At 38.0% G+C, this 24,048-nt stretch carries 24 protein-coding genes and 4 pseudogenes; 27 read left to right on the forward strand and 1 reads right to left on the reverse strand.

The genetic code is table 11. The annotated features are described in order from the left end of the window. Window positions 1–31: 31 nt before the first annotated feature. The 9 genes from iadA to NQ560_RS03630 all read left to right on the forward strand — a co-directional run bounded on the left by iadA (window position 32) and on the right by NQ560_RS03630 (window position 6,876). Window positions 32–1,180 (forward strand): beta-aspartyl-peptidase, encoded by a 1,149-nt coding sequence (gene iadA, locus NQ560_RS03590; protein ID WP_040015288.1) that lies wholly within the window; start codon window positions 32–34, stop codon window positions 1,178–1,180. Between the two features lie 90 nt (window positions 1,181–1,270). Further along, the gene (locus NQ560_RS03595; protein ID WP_005330940.1) at window positions 1,271–2,149 is read left to right on the forward strand and encodes a LysR family transcriptional regulator; all 879 of its coding nucleotides are present in this window, start codon (window positions 1,271–1,273) and stop codon (window positions 2,147–2,149) included. Window positions 2,150–2,276: 127 nt separating this feature from the next. Beyond that, window positions 2,277–2,747: a flavodoxin gene (locus NQ560_RS03600; protein ID WP_005330941.1), complete on the forward strand. Its 471-nt coding sequence runs from the start codon at window positions 2,277–2,279 to the stop codon at window positions 2,745–2,747. 28 nt (window positions 2,748–2,775) lie between these two features. After that, entirely contained in the window at window positions 2,776–3,543 is a 768-nt protein-coding gene (locus NQ560_RS03605) for a carboxymuconolactone decarboxylase family protein (protein WP_005330942.1), read from the forward strand. 185 nt (window positions 3,544–3,728) lie between these two features. Continuing rightward, window positions 3,729–3,935, forward strand: coding sequence for a toprim domain-containing protein (locus NQ560_RS03610; protein ID WP_334290733.1), 207 nt, complete (start codon window positions 3,729–3,731; stop codon window positions 3,933–3,935). A gap of 105 nt (window positions 3,936–4,040) precedes the next feature. Further along, window positions 4,041–4,376, forward strand: a complete 336-nt coding sequence (locus NQ560_RS15605) for a hypothetical protein (RefSeq protein ID WP_005330945.1) — start codon at window positions 4,041–4,043, stop codon at window positions 4,374–4,376. A gap of 155 nt (window positions 4,377–4,531) precedes the next feature. Further along, on the forward strand, window positions 4,532–5,263 hold the full coding sequence (locus tag NQ560_RS03620) for a hypothetical protein (RefSeq protein ID WP_040015277.1): 732 nt from the start codon (window positions 4,532–4,534) through the stop codon (window positions 5,261–5,263). A 119-nt stretch (window positions 5,264–5,382) separates the two neighbouring features. Next, the gene (locus tag NQ560_RS03625; protein WP_005330948.1) at window positions 5,383–5,769 is read left to right on the forward strand and encodes an ATP-binding protein; all 387 of its coding nucleotides are present in this window, start codon (window positions 5,383–5,385) and stop codon (window positions 5,767–5,769) included. 249 nt (window positions 5,770–6,018) lie between these two features. Then, the gene (locus tag NQ560_RS03630; protein ID WP_040015278.1) at window positions 6,019–6,876 is read left to right on the forward strand and encodes a hypothetical protein; all 858 of its coding nucleotides are present in this window, start codon (window positions 6,019–6,021) and stop codon (window positions 6,874–6,876) included. Between the two features lie 318 nt (window positions 6,877–7,194). Here NQ560_RS03630 and NQ560_RS03635 read toward each other — a convergent pair whose 3' ends face one another. Beyond that, complete coding sequence (locus NQ560_RS03635) at window positions 7,195–7,848, reverse strand: pilus assembly FimT family protein (RefSeq protein WP_005330952.1); 654 nt, start codon at window positions 7,846–7,848, stop codon at window positions 7,195–7,197. A 489-nt stretch (window positions 7,849–8,337) separates the two neighbouring features. On the opposite strand from NQ560_RS03635, the gene NQ560_RS03640 reads away from it, so the two are divergent. From NQ560_RS03640 to NQ560_RS03725, 18 genes and pseudogenes are all read left to right on the forward strand, one after another. After that, window positions 8,338–9,297: a hypothetical protein gene (locus tag NQ560_RS03640; RefSeq protein ID WP_005330954.1), complete on the forward strand. Its 960-nt coding sequence runs from the start codon at window positions 8,338–8,340 to the stop codon at window positions 9,295–9,297. Further along, window positions 9,282–10,028: a hypothetical protein gene (locus NQ560_RS03645; RefSeq protein ID WP_005330956.1), complete on the forward strand. Its 747-nt coding sequence runs from the start codon at window positions 9,282–9,284 to the stop codon at window positions 10,026–10,028. Before NQ560_RS03640 ends, NQ560_RS03645 begins: the two co-directional genes overlap by 16 nt. Before the next feature lie 441 nt (window positions 10,029–10,469). Beyond that, a complete protein-coding gene (locus NQ560_RS03650) occupies window positions 10,470–11,723 on the forward strand; it encodes an RNA-binding domain-containing protein (protein WP_040015279.1) in 1,254 nt (417 codons plus the stop codon). 524 nt (window positions 11,724–12,247) lie between these two features. After that, on the forward strand, window positions 12,248–12,685 hold the full coding sequence (locus tag NQ560_RS03655; RefSeq protein ID WP_005330960.1) for a PBECR4 domain-containing protein: 438 nt from the start codon (window positions 12,248–12,250) through the stop codon (window positions 12,683–12,685). Between the two features lie 131 nt (window positions 12,686–12,816). Continuing rightward, a complete protein-coding gene (locus tag NQ560_RS03660) occupies window positions 12,817–13,176 on the forward strand; it encodes an ArsR/SmtB family transcription factor (RefSeq protein ID WP_005330964.1) in 360 nt (119 codons plus the stop codon). 59 nt (window positions 13,177–13,235) lie between these two features. Further along, complete coding sequence (locus NQ560_RS03665; protein WP_005330967.1) at window positions 13,236–15,359, forward strand: heavy metal translocating P-type ATPase; 2,124 nt, start codon at window positions 13,236–13,238, stop codon at window positions 15,357–15,359. A gap of 16 nt (window positions 15,360–15,375) precedes the next feature. Then, window positions 15,376–15,894, forward strand: a complete 519-nt coding sequence (locus NQ560_RS03670; protein ID WP_005330968.1) for a DUF6921 family protein — start codon at window positions 15,376–15,378, stop codon at window positions 15,892–15,894. A 10-nt stretch (window positions 15,895–15,904) separates the two neighbouring features. Beyond that, window positions 15,905–16,444: a hypothetical protein gene (locus tag NQ560_RS03675; protein ID WP_005330969.1), complete on the forward strand. Its 540-nt coding sequence runs from the start codon at window positions 15,905–15,907 to the stop codon at window positions 16,442–16,444. After that, window positions 16,441–17,985: pseudogene (locus NQ560_RS03680) on the forward strand (FAD-binding protein). Before NQ560_RS03675 ends, NQ560_RS03680 begins: the two are co-directional and overlap by 4 nt. Beyond that, window positions 17,982–18,692 (forward strand): succinate dehydrogenase/fumarate reductase iron-sulfur subunit, encoded by a 711-nt coding sequence (locus NQ560_RS03685; protein ID WP_005330971.1) that lies wholly within the window; start codon window positions 17,982–17,984, stop codon window positions 18,690–18,692. The pseudogene NQ560_RS03680 and the gene NQ560_RS03685 overlap by 4 nt, the downstream one beginning before the upstream one ends. Window positions 18,693–18,828: 136 nt before the next feature. Next, window positions 18,829–19,128, forward strand: a complete 300-nt coding sequence (locus tag NQ560_RS03690; RefSeq protein WP_005330972.1) for an ArsR/SmtB family transcription factor — start codon at window positions 18,829–18,831, stop codon at window positions 19,126–19,128. Window positions 19,129–19,201: 73 nt separating this feature from the next. Beyond that, window positions 19,202–19,402, forward strand: a pseudogene (locus NQ560_RS03695) (arsenic resistance protein); the annotation flags it as partial. After that, the gene (locus NQ560_RS03700) at window positions 19,395–19,808 is read left to right on the forward strand and encodes an arsenate reductase ArsC (protein ID WP_005330974.1); all 414 of its coding nucleotides are present in this window, start codon (window positions 19,395–19,397) and stop codon (window positions 19,806–19,808) included. The pseudogene NQ560_RS03695 and the gene NQ560_RS03700, both read left to right, overlap by 8 nt. A 675-nt stretch (window positions 19,809–20,483) precedes the next feature. Next, window positions 20,484–21,011: a replication initiator protein A gene (locus tag NQ560_RS03705; RefSeq protein ID WP_005330978.1), complete on the forward strand. Its 528-nt coding sequence runs from the start codon at window positions 20,484–20,486 to the stop codon at window positions 21,009–21,011. Further along, window positions 21,011–21,826: pseudogene (locus tag NQ560_RS15725) on the forward strand (ATP-binding protein). The gene NQ560_RS03705 and the pseudogene NQ560_RS15725 overlap by 1 nt, the downstream one beginning before the upstream one ends. Beyond that, complete coding sequence (locus NQ560_RS03715; RefSeq protein ID WP_005330981.1) at window positions 21,823–22,032, forward strand: MerR family transcriptional regulator; 210 nt, start codon at window positions 21,823–21,825, stop codon at window positions 22,030–22,032. Before NQ560_RS15725 ends, NQ560_RS03715 begins: the two are co-directional and overlap by 4 nt. Window positions 22,033–22,167: 135 nt before the next feature. Next, window positions 22,168–23,368, forward strand: a pseudogene (locus NQ560_RS03720) (tyrosine-type recombinase/integrase). A 179-nt stretch (window positions 23,369–23,547) separates the two neighbouring features. Next, on the forward strand, window positions 23,548–24,024 hold the full coding sequence (locus tag NQ560_RS03725; RefSeq protein WP_040015291.1) for a low molecular weight protein-tyrosine-phosphatase: 477 nt from the start codon (window positions 23,548–23,550) through the stop codon (window positions 24,022–24,024). The last annotated feature ends 24 nt before the right edge of the window (window positions 24,025–24,048 follow it).

Below are 24,048 nucleotides of genomic sequence, written 5' to 3' on the forward strand. Positions count from 1 at the left end.
ACATACATTTGATAATTGAGAGTGATTTATGATGAAATTAATTCAGAATATTGATGTTTATGCCCCACAGCATCTGGGGAAAAAAGATGTACTTACAATCAATGATAAGATTGTCAAGATTAAAGATGCAGGTTCTATATCCGCAGACGGATTTCTTTCTGAGGCAGAAATAATCAATGGAGAGGGGTTACTTTTAACTCCGGGATTCATTGATAGTCATGTTCATGTACTCGGAGGCGGTGGTGAAGGTGGATTCGCCAATCGTACTCCGGAAGCAACTATGGAAGGACTTACGAAGTTTGGAGTAACAACAGTTGTTGGCTGCCTTGGAACAGATGGAATCGGTCGTGATATATGTGCACTGGTTGCAAAGACAAAAGGATTGAATGAGCAGGGAATGTCTGCATACTGTTATACAGGCAGTTATCAGATTCCGGTTCGCACGTTGACTGACAGTATTGTGAAAGATATTATGATGATTCAGGAAATCATCGGAACTGGAGAAATCGCGATCTCTGATCATCGTTCTTCTCAGCCAACTTTTGAGGAATTTGCACGTGTCGTTGCGGATACAAGACTTGGTGGTGTTCTTTCCGGGAAAGCTGGTATTGTAAATGTTCATCTTGGAGACAGTCCGAGATGCTTAGATCTTATTGAACGAGTGGTAGATGAGACAGAGATACCGGCTTCTCAAATACTGCCAACACATATCAATCGAAATGAGATGCTTTTTGGCAAGGCGATTGAGTATGCGCTGAAAGGCGGAGCAGTAGATTTTACCGGAAATGAAGATATTGACTATTGGGAAACTATCTGTGATGAGGTACGTGTATGTAATGGTATCAAACGAATGCTAGATGCAGGAGTAAATCCGAACCGCATGACAATTTCTTCTGATGGACAGGGAAGCCTTCCGATGTACAATAGTGATGGTGAATTCCTTGGAATGGGCGTTGGACAGTCCAGCTGCCTTCTGAAGGAAGTAAAGGAATGTGTATTTAAAACAGAAATTCCTTTAGAAATAGCTATTTCTACAATTACATCTAATCCAGCAGATATTCTCCATCTCAAAGGAAAAGGTAAGGTTGAAGAAGGCTATGATGCTGATCTTTGTATTCTTGACCAGGAACTGCAGCTTGTTGAAGTAATTGCAAAAGGGAATACAGTTTATACAAGATAAAGTATATCAGAGGTGCGCGTCATGCAATTGCAGGACGCGCACCTCGCAGCAAGAATGGATACAATAAAAAATTTGTAGGAATATAAAGATATGGAATTAAGACTATTACGCTATTTTCTGACCGTAGCAAAAGAACAGAGCTTTACAAAAGCAGCAGAACAATTGCATATTACCCAGCCAACGCTATCCAGACAAATGGCGGCATTTGAAGAAGACCTGGGAATAACATTATTTATTCGAAACGGGAAGAAAATATCGCTCACTGATGAAGGAATTTTATTAAAAAGGCGTGCCTTGGAGATTCTTAATCTTGAGGAAAGGACGATTGAGGAACTGAAAGGAAAAGAAGAGGTTGTAGAGGGCACGATAACCATTGGATGCGGTGAATTTGCAGCAGTGGAGACATTGGCGAAGATATGTAAAACATATAAAGAAAAATATCCGCTGGTTCAGATTGTATTGCATACTGCAACAGCAGATGCAGTGTATGAGATGATGAACAAAGGACTTGTAGATATTGCATTATTCATGGAGCCGGTGGACACCGAAGGACTGGATTATATCCGGATCACAGATTGCGATCACTGGTGTGTCGGAATGCGGCCGGATGATCCACTGGCAGAAAAAGAGTTTATAAAAAAAGATGATCTTATTGGAAAGCCCTTGATCCTGCCGGAAAGAATGAACGTTCAAAGTGAACTTGCCAACTGGTTTGGGAAAGACTTTTCAAAATTACAGATTGCTTTTACGAGTAATCTTGGAACGAATGCCGGAGTTATGGCGGCAAATGGACTGGGGTATCCAGTTTCAATTGAGGGTGCTGCAAAGTATTGGCGAGAGGATATTCTTGTACAGCGAAGAATTACTCCTGAAATCACGACCAGCACGGTGATTGCCTGGAGACGTAACATCCCATATTCTTTGGCAGTCCGTAAAATGATTGAGGAGATTAATGCTTTTCAGGCATAAAACAAAATTCAATATAAGCATTAGACATAATGAAGCGATAGAGCTTAAAATAGATATGTAAGATGAATGTAAATCTTATACATCTATTTTTTTTGTGAAAAATACGTAAAGAAAGGGGCTTTTTATTATGAGTAAAAAATTAGTGGCATTTTTCAGTGCAAGCGGAACAACAAAAAAAGTAGCACAGATGATCGCAGAGGAAGTAAAAGCGGATTTGTTTGAGATTGAGCCGAAAGTTCCATATACAAAGTCAGATCTTGACTGGATGAATAAAAAATCCAGAAGCAGTGTGGAAATGAGTGATAAAAAATATAGACCGGCGATTATGAAAAAAGAGATGGATATGAGTTCTTATGACGAGATCCTTCTGGGATTTCCAATCTGGTGGTATGTGGCTCCGACAATCATCAATACATTTTTAGAAGCTTACGATTTCAGTGGTAAAAAGATTGTGCTTTTTGCAACATCCGGAGGAAGTGGATTCGGGAACACTGTGAAAGAATTGCAGTCATCTGCACCAAACGCAATTATTACAGAAGGCAGACTGCTAAATCGTGGAACGAAACAGGAAATCAGTGAATGGGTAAACTCTTTATAAAGAACAGCGATATGGAGGTATACAGAATATGGGAAAAATAGTACAGACAGCAGGAAGAAATACACTTGGTGAATTTGCACCGGAATTTGCACATTTTAACGATGATGTACTTTTCGGCGAAAACTGGAATAACCAGGACATCGACGTAAAAACAAGAAGCATTATCACAGTGGTTGCTCTGATGGCTTCTGGAATTACGGATTCTTCTTTAAAATATCATCTTCAAAATGCAAAAAATCATGGTGTGACACAAAAAGAGATTGCTGCAGTGATTACACATGTCGCATTCTATGCAGGTTGGCCAAAAGCATGGGCTGTTTTCAATCTTGCAAAGGAAGTGTGGGAAGCAGGCGAAGGAGATTTGCCATACGAAGAGGAAGCGATGCGTGCGCATGCTAAAGAGATGGTATTTCCAATTGGTGCACCAAACGATGGCTTTGCACAGTATTTTTCTGGCAGAAGTTTTCTTGCACCGATTTCTACTTCTCAGGTTGGAATTTTCAATGTGACATTCGAACCAGGATGCAGAAATAACTGGCACATCCATCATGCAAAAAGTGGAGGTGGACAGATCCTGGTATGTGTTGCCGGAAGAGGATATTATCAGGAAGAAGGTAAAGAAGCTGTAGAAATGACGCCAGGTGACTGCATCAATATTCCTACAGGTGTTAAGCACTGGCATGGAGCCGCACCGGATGAATGGTTTTCACATCTGGCAATAGAAGTGCCGGGCGAAAATAGTTCCAATGAATGGCTTGAACCGGTAAGTGATGAAGAATATAGAAAACTAAAATAGGAAGATTGAAAAAAGTATATCAGCTGGGTAGATTGTTTTGAAAAGGCTTCCTTAAAAGGCATGGTCGGTGGCGGTGGAATTGATGCAGCAAATACAGCTGAGGATCATGTGGGTAGGAAAATGGCACAGGAGATGAATGGGAAACACATCACTATATTTCATTGAGCGGGGTAAGCGAAAGGGCGTTGATGCAGTATCTTGCAGATCATAAAAATATCCGAAAGATTTATCTCTGCCTTGATAATGATATTGCCGGAAATGCCGCCTGTGAGAATCTTGCAGAAAAAATCCCAAACGATAAGGTGGTAATGCGATTAAGACCAGTAAAGAAAGACTGGAATGAATGTCTGACAGCAGGAATTATCTGCTTTGGTTTTTTCAATAATTTCTAAAATTGAGGTTGCTTTGAGAGTGCGATTGGTGGAAGCATTGCTTATACACGGAGAACCACTTGTTTTGCAAGATTCATCGATTTTTAAAGAGAAAAAACGGCATTTGTGAAAATTGCCCTTACTGCAACTCCGGCATTACATACAACGGAAATTTTTGGTCAGCCAGTATTCAAATACACTTACCGAGAAGCTGTTATAGAGGGATATCTTGTTGATCATGATGCGCCACATCATTTGGAAAGAAAACTCAGTACAGGGGGTATTCATTATAAATCTGGTGACACTGTGACTATATCGGTCACAATGAATGTGTACACGCATATCGGATTCGATGATGCAGAGGAAGAACTGAAACGAATGGAAGAGTTTAGGAAAGCGCAGGCGGAGGTTGAACAGAAGAAAGAGAAATCTATGTCGCAGAAGATGTTTAAGGTAGTTTAATATGGAAAAGAGATGACGCTCCGGCTTAGGCTGGGGCGATTTTTTGTGGAAAAAACCGGCTCTTTCTGATATGATTAATATGTATGCAGATTCGGTTACCAATATTAAAATGTCAGGCTACCAAGGGTAGCACTTTTTAAAGGAGGTAGATGATTATGAATCATTACGAAGAAGGCATTAATGCAATGTGGGAAGAGGTGGAAGGCAAAAAGCCTGAATCAATTCATCAACCATCAGACAAAGAACGATGGAAAGAATTTGTGGAGGAATACAGTCATAGCGGATATCTTGTCCAGTCAGAGTTTGGTACTATTGATACCACAGATGATGCGATGAAAGATGTAGCGGGTGGAGAAAACTTATCGTATGAGGAATACCTACAGGTACTTTTTAATTCCAGAAACATCATAAGGCATTGCTTTGAGTATTGCTATTACAGCAATGCTTGGTGTGACTTCAAAGGTCGGATTAGCAGATTTGATAAAAAGAAAGGCAAGGTCATATTCAATTGCATCTATGTATCTGGCGGACTTATGGATGGTGATTGCTACGAAGGCAAGGAAGACCATGTCTGGATGGATATGGAGCCTTTTGAAGAATATCAAGTGGGAGATTGCTTATCCTTTGGGGGCGAGATATATCGTTATCTGAAAACAAAAAATGGTAAGCAGATATCATTTGGAATAAGAGAACCGTATGATATTAAAAAGATTGAATCTTACGAGTTGCCTAGTGATGATGATATGCTTATGCAGGCTGTAGATCAAATGATATGTGAAGTCTGTATGTTTAATGAACACTGTTACATGGGTATGTGTATAGCTAATGAGGAATGGCGAGAAGGAATGCGAAAAACTTTATTTAATGCTGCAAAAGGAAACAAATAATTTTTCTTTATGATTACAGGGGCAGGCAGCAATTGATGTTGTCTGCCTTTTTGAATGGAGCATTACTGCAACTTTGACGATTACAAAAGGATGATAATGAAAGGATTAGAGATTATCTTGTGAATGGTAGTGAAGTGCATATTGATATTTACGATGATCGTATGGAAATTTATTCGCCGGGAGGCATGCCAGACGGTTCCATTATTCAGGACAGAGATCCGCTTACAGTTCCATCAACGAGAAGAAACCCAGTTTTAGCAGATATATTTAATCGGCTGGGATATATGGAACGTAAAGGTAGTGGATTTGGAAAAATCATCGGCGGCTATGAATTTCAGATCAACTATGATGAAAGTAAAAAGCCGTCTTTTAGATCAGATCGGTACCAGTTTACAGTTGTGATGCCAGAAAAGAATTGGAATGGACGCAAGGAGAGAAGCCTGTGTCACAGAAGATGTTTAAAGCAATATAGGAGAATAGTTAGTTTGGAGGCGCTCTGGCGATAGCTGGAGCGTTTTTGTTATGGAAATGAGAAGAAAATGACGATATAATAAATAGTATATCAGATATAGAAGAAATGGAAAATGCCCGCAGGAAATTGGAGAAAGGGCAGAAGAAGCCAGTGAGCCAGAAAATGTTTAAAGTGGTTTAGAAAAATATCAAATGCAGCCTAAGTCAGAAATGGCTTGTGCGTGTTTATGGTTGTATACAGAAGTGTCAAGATGCTGTGTGATTATGAAAGGAAGCGATCGGACATGAAAAAAATAACAATTGATAATACGGAGTATGTGGTATATGGAAATAATGAAAAAAAAGATAACTTAAAACCACATATTGAAGTTGCAGAAACAGGAATAGTTCCAGAGGGAAAACAGAGAGGATTACTTTTGTTATATTTAGAGGAAAAAGGAATAGAACCAATTCAAGGAGCAACTACATACTGGTGTATAAATAAAATATTAAAAATGGATAATTTGAAAGTTTTTGATAAAAAAATTGTAAAACAAAAAAAATCCTCGTCAAAAAAAATATATTTGCCTATTACAGTAGAAAATATAGAAGAACAGCACCGTTTAGTAGAAGAAAGTACAAACTATGGTAAGGAAGGTTTAATAATTAGAGAGGTTTTGAATGCGTATCCAAAGCATGACGATTTAAATACAATCGCAATGAAAATTGCTGTAATAGATGTGACAAATTCTACGCATTTGTCACAGTATAAGAGTCAATTATCGTTATATGATTTGGCAAAAGTAATTTTGGATATTCCTGCTTTTGATGTTAGATTGGCAGCAGGTGATCCTGAACTTGTGAATATTATTGCTAAGAATGTAGGGGCAATCAATATGTTTTCTTTTGCTTCTAAGTATTGTACATATCACAATGTAGAGGTTTATCACAGGGATGATTATTCGATATTTGATGGAATTGTAAAAGAGTCACTACCTAACTATGTTGATGGACTGTCTAAACATAAATTAGATGTTTGGAAATCGGAATATAATTATGTAGCGTTTAATGAATGCATCGGAGGATTATTAGACGAGTATAATATTCACATCCCATTCAGGAGAAGAAAATTCGATCATTTTTTATGGTATGCCAATAGGTAGGGGTATGAAAGTGGAAATCAAAGAAACTTCTGGATATGGATTGGTTCGTATAACAGAATATGAAGTAGGGCTGATAAATTATTTGTATTTAGTCAGTTGTACAGTTAGGTCTTTCGATGGCAGACTTAGAACTGCTGTCGATTGGCCTAATCAATGACATGTATGCAGAGAGCAGAAATGATGATTGTAAGTATGCAGAGCTTGCAACGCAGGAAGATTTCGATTGATTTTAATTAGAAAATAAAAGCTCTACATCTTTAAAACCGCGTGTGAGCGTTGTTTTATTAAAAGATGCAGAGCTTCTTCTTTTATTGAAATTCACCGATTCCAAGACCATTCACCGATTCTAAGACAAGCGCGAATACCGGCGCAAGACCATGCACGGGAAACAGTTGGATCGGTTGAGTTACCTTCATCAATTGCAGCAAGATAATAAATCGAACTATAGTAACTAGAATATGAGGAATCACTTACTGTGCCATAATCTGTTGTTTCACCGATTTTATATGCTTCATATTGTTTGGTATCGGAACTGTACAATCCCAAGTATCCTCTAGCAGTATAAATGATGCTATGGACCTTTCCGTTTCCATTGATGAGAGCTAAGAAATGACCGGATCCGTCCTGCAAACTTGGTACTTCGGATAATTTTACCGTTTCATTGTAGGAATCTTTCAGGTTAACACCAGCAAGCCCATTACTGTATGGGGCAGGATTTCCAGAAAAACTGGCAAGTGTTATCGCTCCACTAGAGGCTTTCCATTGCGTTGAACCTGCATATAATTCAGAGGTTACAGTTTGTACTGCTTCGTGCAGCATTCGAGTTTCTGCGATGACTTTATCTTTTTTCGCTTTTTCGATATAGCCTGTTAATGCCGGAATTAGTAGTGCGGCAAGAATTGCTAAAATTGTTAATACAACAATCAGTTCTACTAAAGTAAAACCACTTTTTTTACTTTTAGAATGTTTCATTTTGTAATGTCCCCCTATGAAATAAGAACTATATTTCTTTATTTAATAAGTATAAGGGATAGCTTGTCTGAAAACAAGAAGAATTATAATTGTAAGTATGAGTTGAAGTATTTTGCAAAAAGTGTAGTTTTAAACAAGAAAAATATAATACCCTGAAAAGCCGATAAAACAACGCAAAACTCGGCAATACAGGGCATTTCAGAACAGGAGAATTTTATGATTAGAGTACTTTTTATCTGTCACGGCAGTGTTTAAGAAACGTGGCGAAAGCCATGATTTTATTGGGTTTCTTGGATGGAAACGTAGAATTTACACCTTATTTACACCTTTGGAAGATCGGATTGGTATAGTTAGAATAGTAAAGACGTGGGATGAATCTTGCGTCCTTTTTTAGATTGTGTAATTACATGTTGCTTGAAAAATCAAATAACATATGATAAATTATAAATGTGATGTAAAAAGAGTCACATTTATAAAAAGGTGATTGATATGAAAGAATTTTTGGAAAAAATATTACGGCAAAATGTAATAATGACGGAGAATAAAGAGGTATATAAAAAGCTTCCGTTAGTATATCGTGGAAGGTATGATATTTTTACAGTAGAGACGAATGGTGCGTTATGGATGGCTATTCATCCAAAAGATGATGTCGGACTTGTTATGTTACGTAGAGACAGAGCTGGTGTAGAAAAAATGACAGGATTAAATTGTGCAATATTTCTTGATCGAACAACATTTTATATAAAGGAAAAAATGATGGAAGAAGGAATTCCTTTTGTAATAGAAGGGAAGCAGGTATTTCTCCCATTTATTGGATATTTGCTGAGTAAGGGAAATGAAAGAGAATTGGCACCAGTTCATTTGATTTCTTTTTTGACGCAAAAAATGCTCCTGATGGCTATTTATGAACGATGGAATGAAGTGAAAGTATCTGATGCAGCGAAACGAATAGGAGTGTCAACAAAATCTGCAAGTCGGTGTTTTGATGAACTGGAATATTTAAATATTGATGTGTTGGGCATGAAAGGTAAATCAAGAGTTATCAATATTCCGGATGACCGAAAACAATTATGGCAGCAGATTGAGCGTGTGTTAAGAAATCCAGTGATTCGAAGATTTGTTCTGAGAGAAGATATGAAAATAGAAAAGAAAGCAGGTATTTCTGCTTTATGTGAGTATTCTCTTTTGTCAGATAATGTTTATCCTACTTATGCAGTAACAAAGAGAGAACTGAAAGCTAGTGGAGTGAAAGTGGAAAAACAAGTGAGCGAATTGGAAGAAATTGGTTGTGTTGTTTTGGAACTGGGATATTTCATTGATTTTTTAGGAAAAGGATTTCAAGATCCCTTGAGCGTAGTATTGTCACTTACAGGAGAAGAGCAAGAAGAGGAACGGGTAGATATTTCTATTAATGAGATGTTGGAGGAATATGTATGGTCAAAGGATTAGATACATTTCAGAAGTACTTTGCAGATTATGAAGAACAGTATGTTTTAATAGGTGGTGCAGCCTGTGATATTCTGTTTGAAAGCAATGAAGTAAATTTCAGGGCTACAAGAGATCTGGATATGGTTTTGATTGTTGAAGCATTAACTCCGGAGTTTGGAGAAAAATTTTGGAAGTTTATCGTTGATGGAAAATATAGAAACAAAGCGACAAACGGTAGCAACCCTCAATTTTATAGATTTGATAAGCCAGAAGACGATAACTTTCCGAAAATGATTGAATTGTTTTGTAGAAGTGATTTTAAACTAAAAGATGCGAAAGGAATTACTCCAATTCATATTGATGATGAAGTTTCCAGTTTGTCAGCAATTCTTTTAAATGATGATTACTATAAGGCACTTCTCAATGGAAAAGAAGTGAGAAAAGGCCTTTCAGTTTTAAGACCAGAATATATCATTCTTTTTAAAGCAAAAGCGTATCTTGATTTAAAAAAGCAAAAAGACTTAGGAGAAAAAGTGGATTCCAGTGACATAAAGAAGCATAAGAAAGATGTTTTGCGTATTGCTTCGGAGCTTATGCTTGAAAAAGTAGAAGAATTGCCGATAGCAGTAGATGCCGATATACATAGCTTTATTGACTTGTTGGAGCAGGAACCATTTGATCAAAATTCATTGAAAAGATTTGGGCTGAAAAATGAGGATGTTGTAGAAGTGTTGAAGCAAGTATTCGGATAAAAATGTGATGTGTTATACAGTTAATTTTTAACCCATTTTTACACCTTTTGCTGACGATATTATGCGAAAATAAACCAGGTTATGCCAGAAAGCAAAAATTTACAAAGGCTTACAAAGCCCGAAAAACCAAGAAAAACTAAGAAATGCGAGGTTATGCAACAATGATAAAAGTACTCTTTATATGTCACGGCAACATTTAAAGTATGGCGAGAAAGACTTGATTTTGTAGGATTTTCTAGATAGAAACAAATAATTTACACCTTATTTATACCTTTGGAAGACCGAATCGGAATAATTAAAAAAGTTGTCATAATTCAGTTGGTCAAAAAATAATACTACACTCAAAATCAATTAAAAAATCAATCGTAAAAAAATACGATTGATTTTTTGCGCATTTTTGCATATAATATAATCATTATGGTTGGAAAGGGAACGATTACTATGCGTGAAACAAGAATATTAGAATTCAAGGAAACAATTACGAATACTTTTTTGAAAACAGTTAGTGCCTTTTCGAATTACAATGGTGGAACAATTCTTTTTGGGGTTGATGATAATGGAAATGTGAAAGGATTGCCAGATGTAAAACAGGCCTGTCTGGATATCGAAAATAAAATCAATGACAGTATATCACCTCAACCAAACTATACACTTGAAATACAGAATAATGACCAGACGATAAAACTTACTGTAAAAAGTGGTCTTCAAAAACCGTATTTATATAAATCAAAAGCATACAAACGAAATGATACAGCAACGATAGAGGTAGATACATTGGAATTTTCAAGGCTTGTATTAGATGGAAAAAATATTAGCTTCGAAGAATTACCTTGTAAAGATCAGGAGCTATCTTTTAAAATTTTACAGTGTAAACTGAAAGAAAATATTTACATTGAAACTTTCAATCAAGATACTTTAAAGACATTGAACCTGTATGACAATATAAATGGTTATAATAATGCAGCGGGACTTTTGGCAGATAAAAATTATTTTTCAGGAATTGATATTGTTAAGTTCGGTGAGAATATCAGTATTATTCAAAAAAGAGTAACGTTTGAACATATATCGGTTTTAGAAATATATGAAAAAGCACTTGCTGTATTTAGAGATTATTACCAATATGAAGTAATACAGGGGGCTGACAGAAAGATGGTAGAGAAAATACCGGAAGCAGCTTTCAGAGAAGCAATTGCAAATGCTTTGATTCATAGGGTATGGGATATTAATTCACACACCAGAGTTTCTATGTTTGATGATAGAATAGAAGTAGTGTCTCCTGGTGGATTGCCGGCTGGAATAACGGCAGAAGAATATTTATCAGGTAAGCTATCTATTTTAAGAAATAGAAATCTTGCAAATGTATTTTACAGACTGGGATTAGTAGAGATATTTGGAACAGGAATTACACGAATCAAACAACTGTATGCAGAGAGTTTGATAAAACCAGAATTTGAAGTGTCAGAAAATGCTATAAAAATTGTACTACCGATATTTGAAACGAATGTCAATTTAACCGAAGACGAAAAAGTGATTTACAAATTTTTAAGTAAGACGATGCTGAAACCAATAAGTGAAATTGCACCATATGTCCCATTTGGCAAATCAAAAACAACACAATTACTGAAAGCTATGGAGAAAAAGGGTGTGATTGCAGTTGAAGGAAAAGGCAGAGGAACAAAATATATCATTAAGTGATTGAGAACATAGAGGGTTCAAATTACACAATCTTTCAATAACACAAGGAGAAAATCATATGATAAAAATTTTATTTATATGTCATGGCAATGTTTAATGGATGCCGTGAAAGCCTTGATTTTATTGGATTTCTTGGGAATTAACCAATAATTTACACCTTATTTATACCTTTGGAAGACCGGATCGGAATAATATAATAAAATTTGCTAATCTGTGTTGATTTTTTTTATGATTGAGTATAATAAAATCAAGAACAGAAATGTTCTCGATGTAAGAGCATCGTTAAAAGTTGGGCTGCAGATGGAGCAGGGTAAACTTCCATCTCATTAGATGTCTTAACTGGGCATCGAGCCTGGTAGCTTGGATAAAGCTGTAGTCCACGTGGGGGACTTAATGATTTTCACGTCGTTATGGGTATCTTAACTGGGTACCGAGGCTGACAACCAGCAGAAAACTCTTTTACAAAAGTAATTCTCAGAAGAGTGTGGTTTAATGCCACACTCTTTTTTGCATGTGAGGTATAAGTGGCAACAAAGTTAGATAAGAAAAACGCAATACGACAAGGTATTACAGAGGCGGAAATCGTATATTTCCAAAATTTGGCAGGTAAAACATTTCTGTATGTTTGTGGAGATGAATATTTTGAAGTTTCTTTTCCAATAGATCACTTTCTACATTTAACAGGAGTGGAGACAAGACTTTCGACCAAGGATTTTTATAAGAATGCAAAAAAATCTATTCTTACAAATAATCAGTTCTATTTTGACGCAAGACATGTATATGCAAATGCCAAAAGGAAACTTCCGTGTTTAAAACGCTTGCCGGAATTAACGAATGAAATGGTATGTGTTCTAAAAAATATGGAAACCATGACAATTACATATAAACTCAGCGTTACAAATTTGGAATTTACAGGAAGTGTGACAAGAAAGCCAAAACGGTATACTGGGAAAAAAGATTAAGAAAAGAATAAAGAGCTGGTTTTAATTGTAAAATTTATGGGGAACTAACATCAGCTTATTGACATGAATTTAAAAATAAGTATAATAATAGTTGAGTAATTGTTCAACTATTATTATTTGGAGGTGAATATATGCCAAAAACGTCTTATATTTGTAATTGCGATGTAATTCATGAGGATATTGTGAATGATGTGAAATCCAAGATGCAGCCAAAAGATGATTATATCCAGTTGGCTTCTTTGTTTAAGCTATTTGGAGATGGAACTAGAGTACAAATCTTACACGCTCTAGAACAGAGTGAGATGTGTGTATGTGATCTTGCAGTGCTACTGGGGGTAACAAAATCTGCAATTTCGCATCAGTTAAAGGCATTACGCCTTGCGAATCTAGTAAAATTCCGTAAAGAAGCACAGATAGTTTACTACTCACTGGCAGATGATCATGTGAAAGAGATTATTGACAAGGGATTTGAGCATCTTTGGCAGAAATAATATTTTTTAACATTATAGTTGAGTAATTGAACAATTAAACAAATTATAAGGAGATTATCATGAAACGCATATTTCTATTAAAAGGGTTGGACTGTCCAAATTGTTCCGCAAAAATTGAAAAAGAAATTGGAGAGTTGGATGGAGTGCAATCCTCAGTGGTAAATCTGATGAAGCAGACGCTTACAATCAATGTTACTCAGACAGCCGCAGATATGATAGCCAGTCAGATTGAAACGATTGTTCATAGTCATGAGCCAGATGTGGAAGTTTCTGAAATTGTACAGGAATCTTATATACCGGAAAAAAAGCAGGAGGCCAATGAATCCTATAACAATGAGGATAAGAAGTTGACAGTTCGTTTAGCGACTGGTGCAGCAATCTATGCCATTGGTATGGCATTGACTGTTTTTGCGAAAGTGCCACTGCCTATCGAGTTAGCTTTTCTCATTGTTTCTTATGTTATTCTTGGTGGAGATGTTGTATGGCAGGCTGTGAGGAACATTTCAAAGGGGCGTGTATTTGATGAACATTTTTTGATGAGTGTTTCTACGATTGGGGCTTTTGTCATTGGTGAATATCCAGAAGCAGTTGCTGTTATGCTATTCTATCAGGTAGGTGAATTTTTTCAGTCATTGGCTGTTAAGCGTTCCAGAAAATCTATATCAGACTTAATGGATATACGTCCAGATTCTGCTACAGTAAGAAGAAATGGGGAATTGATTACCATATCTCCAGAAAATGTCTCCATTGGTGAGATTATTATTGTAAAGCCTGGTGAAAAAATTCCATTAGACGGTGTGGTATTGGATGGAGATTCTATGCTGGATACAAGGGCCTTAACAGGAGAATCAGTTCCGAGAAGTGTTCATAAAGGAGACGAAGCACTTTCCGGTTGTATGAATCAGACGGGTGTCTTAATGATTAAGACAACAAAAGCGTTTGGTGAATCTACGGCTTCAAAGATTATTGATCTTGTGGAAAATGCGTCAAGCCGAAAAGCACCAACAGAAAATTTTATTACTACATTTGCACGTTATTATACACCTGTGGTTGTAATCTTAGCAGCTTTTCTGGCAATTCTGCCACCGATCATTCTTGGCGGAGGCTGGACAGAGTGGATTCGCAGAGGATTTGTTTTCCTTGTGGTATCTTGTCCATGTGCATTGGTTATTTCAATCCCGCTGACTTTCTTCGGCGGCATTGGTGCAGCATCTAAACGAGGTGTTCTTGTAAAAGGAAGCAATTATTTAGAGGCACTTAATAATGTCAGCGTTATTGTGTTCGATAAAACCGGAACACTTACAAAAGGTGTTTTCAATGTGACGGATATTTTGCCTGCAAATGGATTTTCAAAAGAACAGGTTCTGGAGTATGCGGCAGAGGCAGAGAGTTTTTCTAACCATCCTATTGCAAAATCCATTCTTGCTGCTTATGAAAAAGAAATTGATCAGTCAGTGATTTCTGATTATAAGGAAATTTCAGGATATGGAATCAGTGTAATGGCAGGGGAAAAGAAAGTTTTTGCTGGCAATACGAAACTTATGGATACAGAATGTATAGAGTACACAACCTGTGAAAAAGCAGGTACAAAAGTTTATTTGGCTGTAGATGGTCAATATGCAGGATGTATTTTGATAACAGATGAAGTGAAGCCGGACAGTAAAAAAGCAATTTCTGACCTGAAACATATCGGCGTGGAAAAAACAGTCATGCTTACCGGTGATGATGAAAAAATTGGGAAGTCTGTTGCAGAAGAATTGCAGTTGGATAAATATTATGCACAGCTGCTTCCTGACCAAAAAGTGGAAAAGGTTGAGCTTTTAGATAGTAAAAAGAGACCGGGAAGCAAATTGGCTTTTGTTGGTGATGGTATCAATGACGCTCCTGTCCTTGCCCGTGCAGATGTTGGTATTGCAATGGGTGGGCTTGGTTCGGATGCGGCCATTGAAGCAGCAGATGTAGTTCTGATGACAGATGAACCGTCTAAGCTGGTGGACGCGATTGAAGTAGCAAAAGCGACAAAACAGATTGTCATGCAGAATATAGTGATTGCTCTTGGGATTAAGAGTGTGTTCCTGATTCTTGGCGCTCTTGGTATTGCGGGAATGTGGGAAGCTGTATTTGGTGATGTAGGCGTTACCATAATTGCTGTTTTGAATGCAATGAGAATTTTGAAAAAATAGGAAATGAGGTGGAAATGTGAAACGAAAACTGATTCTGTTAGTTGTTACGATTGTTTTTCTTGTAGGTTTTGGTGTCATTTTACATTCACCGCCTTCTATGATTGATGCAGTCACAGGAGCAACACCGAAGTCAAAAAAGGCGGCTCAAGCCTCCGCACAGTTGGAAGGCTCTTATGTTCTCGGTATTAATATGATGTCAGATGGTCTCGACAACGAGAACACCCGGAATAAATTAAAAGAATTGGCACTGGACGATTCGGAAACAAATGAAACGGATCTCATGAAAACGGACATTAGTTTTCGGTTATATGTATCTGAGACGGATTATCCGCTTGTCAGTTATGCTAAGAAACTCTGTGACAGATTGAAACAGGCCGGTTTTTCCGTAGATCTGAAAGAGTACAGTAACACAATGATGCTATCAAGAGTGGTAAATGGAAAGTATGATGTATTCCTGGCATCGGATGATTTTATTGACGTTACAACGTTATCACAGATGGACTATATGATCATGGACAGCGAAGAAATGAGGTGAGCGGGAATTTATGAGAAAATGGAATACGATTTTGTCTGTTTTAATGCTTCTCATTTTTATGATTCATGGAATCATGGGAAGCTTTATGCTGAACGGAGTTGGAAGTAGTGCAGGGAAACTTCTTGCATGGATTGGTGTTGGTATTCTTGTTGTGCATACGGTGATTGGTGTCAGCCTGACAGTTCAGAGTTTACAGACAGCGAAGCAATCCGGAAAAATGTATCTGAAACAGAACGCCATATTCTGGGCGAGACGAGCCAGTGGGCTGGCAATACTGATCCTGCTGTTCTTCCATATTGGCTTGTTTGGAAAGGTGCAGAATGGGACATATATTTTGTTCCCTTTTACAACGGTAAAGATGGTAACTCAGCTTTTGTTCGTGGCGACAATCTTTGTTCATATTTTTATCAATATCCGCCCATTGCTCGTATCGCTGGGAATCATTAGTTATAAAGAACGAAGGGGTGATATTTATTTGATTCTTTCGGTGCTCCTTCTGTTTATAGCGGGCGCAGTTATTTTCTATTATATTGGGTGGCAATATCTATGAGTAAGACGATTATTATTATAGGTGCTGGACTGGCAGGACTTTCAGCGGCTTTGTAGGCAGCGGAAAATGGATGCAATGTAAAACTGGTTTCCTCCCTTCCGTCAGAGCGGGCACAGTCTGTTATGGCGGAGGGCGGTATCAACGCAGCTTTGAATACAAAAGATGAAAACGACAGTCCCGAAGAACATTTTACAGATACAATAAAGGCAGCATGTGGTCTGGCAGATCCAAATGCAGTTTGGGGAATGACACAGGCAGCACCGGAGCTGGTGCACTGGCTGCTAAAACTTGGAGTTAAATTTAACATGAGTGGCTATGATGATGTGGATCTGCGAAATTTTGGCGGGCAGAAAAAGAAACGGACTGCTTTTGCACAGAGCGATACCGGGAAGCAGATCATGACAGCTATGATAGACGCTGTTCGCAGGAAAGAAGCATCTGGTATGGTAGAACGGTTCAGCCATCATTCTTTCCTAACACTTCGTCTGTGTGGCAATATTTGTTGTGGCTGCGTAATCAGGGATGAATACAGTCAGGAGACTGTGGAATTACCGGGGGATGCGGTTATTGTTGCCACCGGTGGTATGCACGGATTGTTTGGAAATACAACGGGTTCGCTGAGCAATACAGGAGAAGTCACCGCAGAATTGTTCCGGCTTGGTGTTCCTCTGGCAAATGGCGAGATGATCCAGTATCATCCGACAACTGTGAAATGTGGTGGAAAACGCATGCTCATCAGCGAGGCGGCCAGAGGGGAAGGTGGCAGGTTGTTTGCCATGAAAGATGGAAAACAATGGTATTTCATGGAGGAAAAATACCCGGAGCTTGGAAATCTGATGCCACGAGATATTACCGCCAGAGAGATATGGAAGGTCAGCCATGAATCAGAGGTATTTCTTGACATGACGGAAATATCGGAGGAGATTATTTCAAATAAGCTATCTGGTCTGGCAGACGATTGTATGACCTATCTGCATAAAGATATACGAAAGGAACCGGTGTCTGTTTTACCGGGAATTCACTATTTTATGGGAGGTATTCTGGTGGATGAGCAGCACAGAACGCCGATTCAGAATCTTTACGCTGCCGGAGAATGCTGTGCCCAATATCATGGTGCCAACCGTCTTGGTGGAAATTCTCTGTTAGGAGCGTTATACGGAGGACGTGTTGCGGCAAAATCAGCATGCGAACAGGCAGATGTAGTAGATCTATCTTGTGCGACACAGATAGATTTTCCACCAGCGTCTCAAATTTCAGAAATAAAGCAATTAAACAAAGTGATGCAGGAGACTATGGGCGTTGTCAGAAATGAGAATACGTTGTTAAATGGGATTCAAACGGTACAAGCGCTGACAGGAAATCTTCCATTGCTTGGCATGGCAGTTCTAAAGAGTGCTCTTGCAAGAAAAGAAAGCCGTGGTGCACACTGGCGGGAGGATTATCCGAAGAGCAATGACAATGATTACCTTAAAACAACGGTAGCCAGATTTGATGGAAAGCAGATACAGATTTCCTTTGTACCTGTTCCAGAAAGGCGGTGATTCACTTGGTATATAAAATAAAAATCAGGCGGCAGGAGAGTCAGAAATCAGATAGTTATTGGCAGGAATTTGAGTTTGACGGAAGCAAAAACAGCTCTGTTGCCACTGTTCTAAAGGAATTGAACAGTAGAACTCCTTTGAAAGATAATTCAGGGAATATAGTTACTCCCATCAGCTGGGAATGTAGCTGTATGGTGCGAAAATGTGGGGCTTGCGCCATGCTGATTAACGAACGTCCGAGGCTGGCATGCTCTACATTTCTACATACGTTAAAAGGTTCTACAATCACCTTGGAACCTTTAAGCAAATTTCCGCTTGTAAGAGATTTGATCGTTGACCGGTCAATTCTGTTTGAAAATTTGAAAAAACTGAACCTTTGGCTTGAAAGTGAAGCTTATATGAATCCGTGGACACATGAACCGAGATACCAGTCGGCACGCTGTCTAATGTGTGGCTGCTGCCTTGAAGTGTGTCCTAACTTCTCTGCAAATGGGACTTTCGCAGGCGCTGTTGCTGCAGTCAACGCATTTCGGATTCTGAATGAAGAACAGGAAAGCACTCATTTGAATGAGATTTCTGCTGAATATAAGAAGAAATATTTTGAGGGATGCGGGAAGTCGTTATCTTGTCATGATATTTGTCCGATTGGTCTGCCTGTGGAAGAACTGCTTGTAAGGTCGAATGCAGCGGCTGTTTGGGGCAAATAAAATGGATGATAAAAGCTATAATGAATGTATGAAGAGAATCAAAAACTTGATTCTCTTTTTTTAAAATACATACATTGACAAATATCTATGTATATATTATATTGAACATAGACAATGATCAATGTGAGGTGTCAATATGAATGCAATGGATGTGGCTTTGATATGCAAGGCTTTGGGCGATGCGAACCGGCTGGAAATTGTACAGATGCTGTCGGATGGAGAAAAGTGCGGGTGTAAACTTTTGGAAAGATTTGAAATTACCCAGCCAACTTTATCCCATCATATGAAGATACTGGTAGGATGCGGCCTTGTGAATGATCGTAAGGAAGGAAAATGGCATCACTATTCTTTGAATTGTGAGACATTGATGAATTACAAACACTTTATAGAATCCCTTACTTGCCTTGGATGCGGTGACGGGGATTGTTGTAAATAATTTAAGGAGAGCAGATATCATGAAAAAGAATCAAATTCAGGAATTAGTTTTTTCCAGCGTTACCTGACTGTATCCGTATGATATTGCAGCCCCGGCTGGAATGATTGGTGCATCGAATTTCTTTGAGTTAGCTGTTGCAGTCGCTGTAGCTTTATTTGGTACATCAAGTCCAGCGGCACTGGCAACTACAGTAGGTGTATTAACAGAAGTCCCGGTAATGCATACTCTTGTGAAGATTGCAAACAAATTAAAGGAGAAGTTCAAGTATGAATAAGAAAAAAGTTGCTTTTATATGCGTTCATAATTCATGCAGAAGCCAGATTGCAGAAGCTTTGGGAAAACATCTGGCTTCGGATGTATTTGAAAGTTATTCGGCAGGGACAGAAACGAAACTACAGATTAATCAGGATGCAGTCCGGATTATGAAAGAATTGTATGGAATTGATATGGAAGCAGAAGGACAATATAGTAAGCTGATTGATGAGATACCAGTACCGGATATTGCAATTTCAATGGGGTGTAATGTGGGATGTCCGTTTATCGAAAGACCGTTTGATGATAATTGGGGACTTGAAGATCCAACCGGAAAGAGTGACGAAGAGTTTAAGAAGGTTATTGATGAGATAAGGATGCAAATTTTTATATTGAAACAACGATTGGATGAATTTGAAGAAAACTAAAGAAGTTGAGAAATTGCAGTTTGTCGAACGGATGAGATACAAAAAAACATATAAGAATAATCAACAAGGCAGGTGGTTTTATAACAAGACTGTCTGCCTTCTTTTATGCCAGCAGAGGCTATTTCAAAGGGGCATCCAAAAGACATACAATATATAGGCTCAAATGGCGAAAGTGCCCATTTGGGCCTATTATTGCATGAATTCATATGTTACATCCAGAGCAAGATCCACCCGTGTATTACAGTATTGTCATTTTGACAATTTTGTATTACTTACGAGTAGCAGACTTGATGGGGATTACGTCTCCATACCCACGTGAAAATATAATTGCTGGCAATTACATTTTAGCAGACACGCAAGCGTTTCTGAGTAAGCGTCACAGACAACAAAATAAGGAAATTTTGATAAGGCATTCACCTGGAATGGGTGAGTGTTTTTTTGTTTTTAAGTATTCAATTAACCGAAAAAATAAAAAAATTTTCATCAGGGGGCTGTAAAAATGCCTCTCAGCGTTTCGTTTTATGTAAGGGTATTTTGGACAGGAAAAAATAAAAAAATTTTTATCAAGAACCTGTATTTATGCCCTTCATCTTTTGAATATGTGTAAGGACATTTTTGAGCCGGTATAAAAATGATTTTTACAACAGTTAGAAACAGAAACGAGGCGAGAAAAGAATGAAATATGAATACATGAAGGAGTCAGAGCAGATGCTTCAGTACTTCCAGTTTCCGAAGTTTTTGCTAAAGCTGCGAATTTCTCAAACTGCAAAATTTCTTTATATGGTTTTGTATGACCGGGCGCGGATATCGAGAAAGAATAGCTGGATAGATAAGTATGGAAATGTTTATCTGATTTTTCCGATAGATGAATTGTCTGTTCAAATCGACAAATGCAAATCTTCTGTAAAAACAGCATTGAAGGAATTAGATGATGTGGGACTATTGGTTCGCAGATCCGGTGGATTTTCAAAACCCAATCATTTATATGTAAAAATTCCATCGGATGAGATTAGTTTACGGCTGGTTGAGAATAAGGCGGTTGAAAAGATGGCTGTAACAGAGGCGGAAAAACAACCATCATCTAGCTGTAAAAATGGCTGTGCAGAAGCCGGAAATGTGGCACCTAGTAAAGTAACTGAGAAATATAAAAGTAATAAATATCATGAAGTAAATTATTGCTATGGGGAAGGAGAGAGTTTGTGATGAGAGAAGAAGATACCGTATGTGTAGGCAGTGATGGTTTGCAATATTGCAAAGTCTGTGGGGAAGCGAAAGAAGCATTTTTTCCTAAGGGTGATTTTATGGGGATGAAGAAACATTCCAGGCAATGTGCTTGTGACAGAAAAGCGTATGAAGAAGAACAAAAATATTTTAAAGACAAAGAGCACCGGGAATTAGTCAGCAGAAATACGAGCATCTGTTTTGACGAGAGCAGAATGGAAGAGTGGACATTTGAGAATGCAGATATGTCAGATGCGGTAATGCATAAGGCAAAAAAATATGTTGATAACTGGGAGAAAATGAAAAGAAACCATATAGGTTGTTTGTTCTGGGGACCGGTTGGGACTGGGAAAAGTTATGTTGCCGGGTGTATTGCCAATGATCTTCTTAAACGAGAAGTAACGGTAAAGATGACAAATTTCAATACCATTATTGATGATATATTTCCGCTGGCAGACAAAACGGAATATATCAATGCATTGGCTTCGTATTAGCTTTTGATTATTGATGATCTTGGAGTGGAACGAAATTCAGAATATGCATTAGGAATTATTTTCAGTGTCATAGATCGTAGGATCCGTTCAGGACGACCATTGATCATTACGACTAATCTTCCACTGAAAGAAATAAAAAGCGAGACCATGTTGGATAAAAGACGTATCTATGACCGTATTTTAGAAATGTGTACGCCAATGTATGTTGGAGGCACAAGCAAACGAGAAGCGATTGCAAGTATGAAAATGGAGAAAGCGAAAACCTTGTTGAATACCAACAGAGGGGAGGAGAAATGCGAATGAATTATACAGAAAAAACAATACCTGTTTGGAAGAAATATTCTTTAAATGTTTCCGAAGCAGCTGAATATTACGGAATTGGAGAAAAGAGATTAAGACAGATTGCAGGTGAAAATGAAGGAGCAGATTTTATTTTGGAAGTTGGTTCGCACATCCGATTCAAAAGAAAATTATTTGAAGATTATCTGGATACAGCCAGCACAGTTTAAGTGACAGAATAGAAAAAATAGTAATGAAAATAATGTTCATTTTATCTTAGCGAAGGGAAGGTCTTGTGGTATAATGAATAAACCGAGACGGTCTTCCAAGTTAAATGAACATTTGATGAAGGAGACTAAAATAATATGAGTGAAAAAAGGAGAGATCATAGAGGACGTATATTACACAATGGAGAAATACAGTTATCTGATGGCAGATATCGATTTAAGTATGTCGATGAGATGGGAAAGGAGCGCTGCGTATATAGCTGGCGCTTAGACCATAACGATGCAACTCCGAAAGGAAAGCGCCGTACTTTGTCGCTTCGAGAGATGGAGAAGAAAATCCAGGCGGATCATTTTGAGCAGATTGCAACAAATGGCGGAAATATGACGGTACTGGAACTGGTTGAAAAGTATACATCAACCAAAAACCGGTGTCAGACCTACTACAGTTGCAGGATACGGAACAGTTATCAATTTATTGAAGAAAGATCCATTTGGAAAAAGAAGGATTGATACGGTTCGGATTTCGGATGCAAAATGTTGGCTGATACATCTTCAGCAGGTAGAAAAGAAAAGTTATAGTTCCATCCATTCAATCCGAGGAGTTCTTCGTCCGGCATTTCAGTTGGCAGTGGATGATGACCTGATCAGGAAAAATTCATTTCAGTTTCAGCTAATGGAAGTGGTTGTGAATGACAGTGTGACAAGAGAGGCAATCAGCAGGGCTGAGGAACGAAAGTTTTTACAATTTGTGAAGGATGATCCACATTTCAGTAAATACTATGAAGGCATTTATATACTGTTTAAGACAGGACTTCGAATTTCAGAATTTTGTGGACTGACTGTTTCTGATATTGATTTTAAAGAACATACAATCAATATTGACCACCAATTGCAGAAGAAATCAAAAATCGGCTATTATATTCAAGAAACGAAGACAACCAGCGGAACAAGAAAGATACCTATGACTGCGGATGTAGAGGAATGCTTTCGGAAAATAATAGAAAAACGAAACCCGCCCAAAGCAGAACCTATGGTAGATGGGAAAAGTGGATTCTTATACTTTGATAAAAATGAAAGTATCTGTTATTCCCTGCATTGGGAGCATTATTTTCAACACATCATTCAGAAGTATAATAATACTTATAAAGTACAGATGCCTGTCATTACACCGCATGTATGTCGGCACACCTATTGCTCAAATATGGCAAAATCCGGAATGAATCCAAAAGCATTGCAATATTTGATGGGCCACTCAGACATCAGCGTAACGCTGAATACATATACGCATGTAAATCTTGAGGATGCCAGGGAAGAAGTTGCCCGGATTCAGGTTGTGTAATTACGATTTTTAATTGAAAATAGCAAGGTGTAAAATGGAAAAACATACACCTTATTTTACACTTTTTGCTGACGATATTATGCGAAAATAAACCAGGTTATGCCAGAAAGCAAAAATTTACAGAGGCTTACAAAGCCCGAAATATCAAGAAAAACTAAGAAATGCGAGGTTATGCAACAATGATAAAAGTGCTCTTTATCTGTCATGGCAATATTTGCCGATCAACGATGTCTGAATATGTTATGAAATATCTAACAGACCAGGCGGGGCTTGCCAGTGAATTCTATATTGATTCGGCTGCAACTAGTCGTGAGGAGATTGGTAATGGTGTTCATCATGGCACGAGACAGAAGTTAAAAGAAGTAGGAATTCCGTGTGGCAACCACAGGGCACGGCAGATGATGAGAAGAGACTATGAAGAGTTTGATTATATTATCGGTATGGATGCGTGGAATATCCGAAATATTATGAGAATCATCGGTTCAGATCCAGAGAAAAAAGTTTCTATGCTTTTAGACTACACGGATCGTCCGGGAACAGAAATTGCTGATCCGTGGTATACGGGCAATTTTGATGCGACCTATGATGATGTACTGGAAGGTTGTACAGGATTGTTAGAGCATTTGAAGAATACCGAGGCATTCTTGAATTTATAACAAAAAATAACTTGAAGGAGTGTA

Source organism: Dorea formicigenerans (assembly GCF_025150245.1).
GTDB lineage: Bacteria > Bacillota > Clostridia > Lachnospirales > Lachnospiraceae > Dorea > Dorea formicigenerans.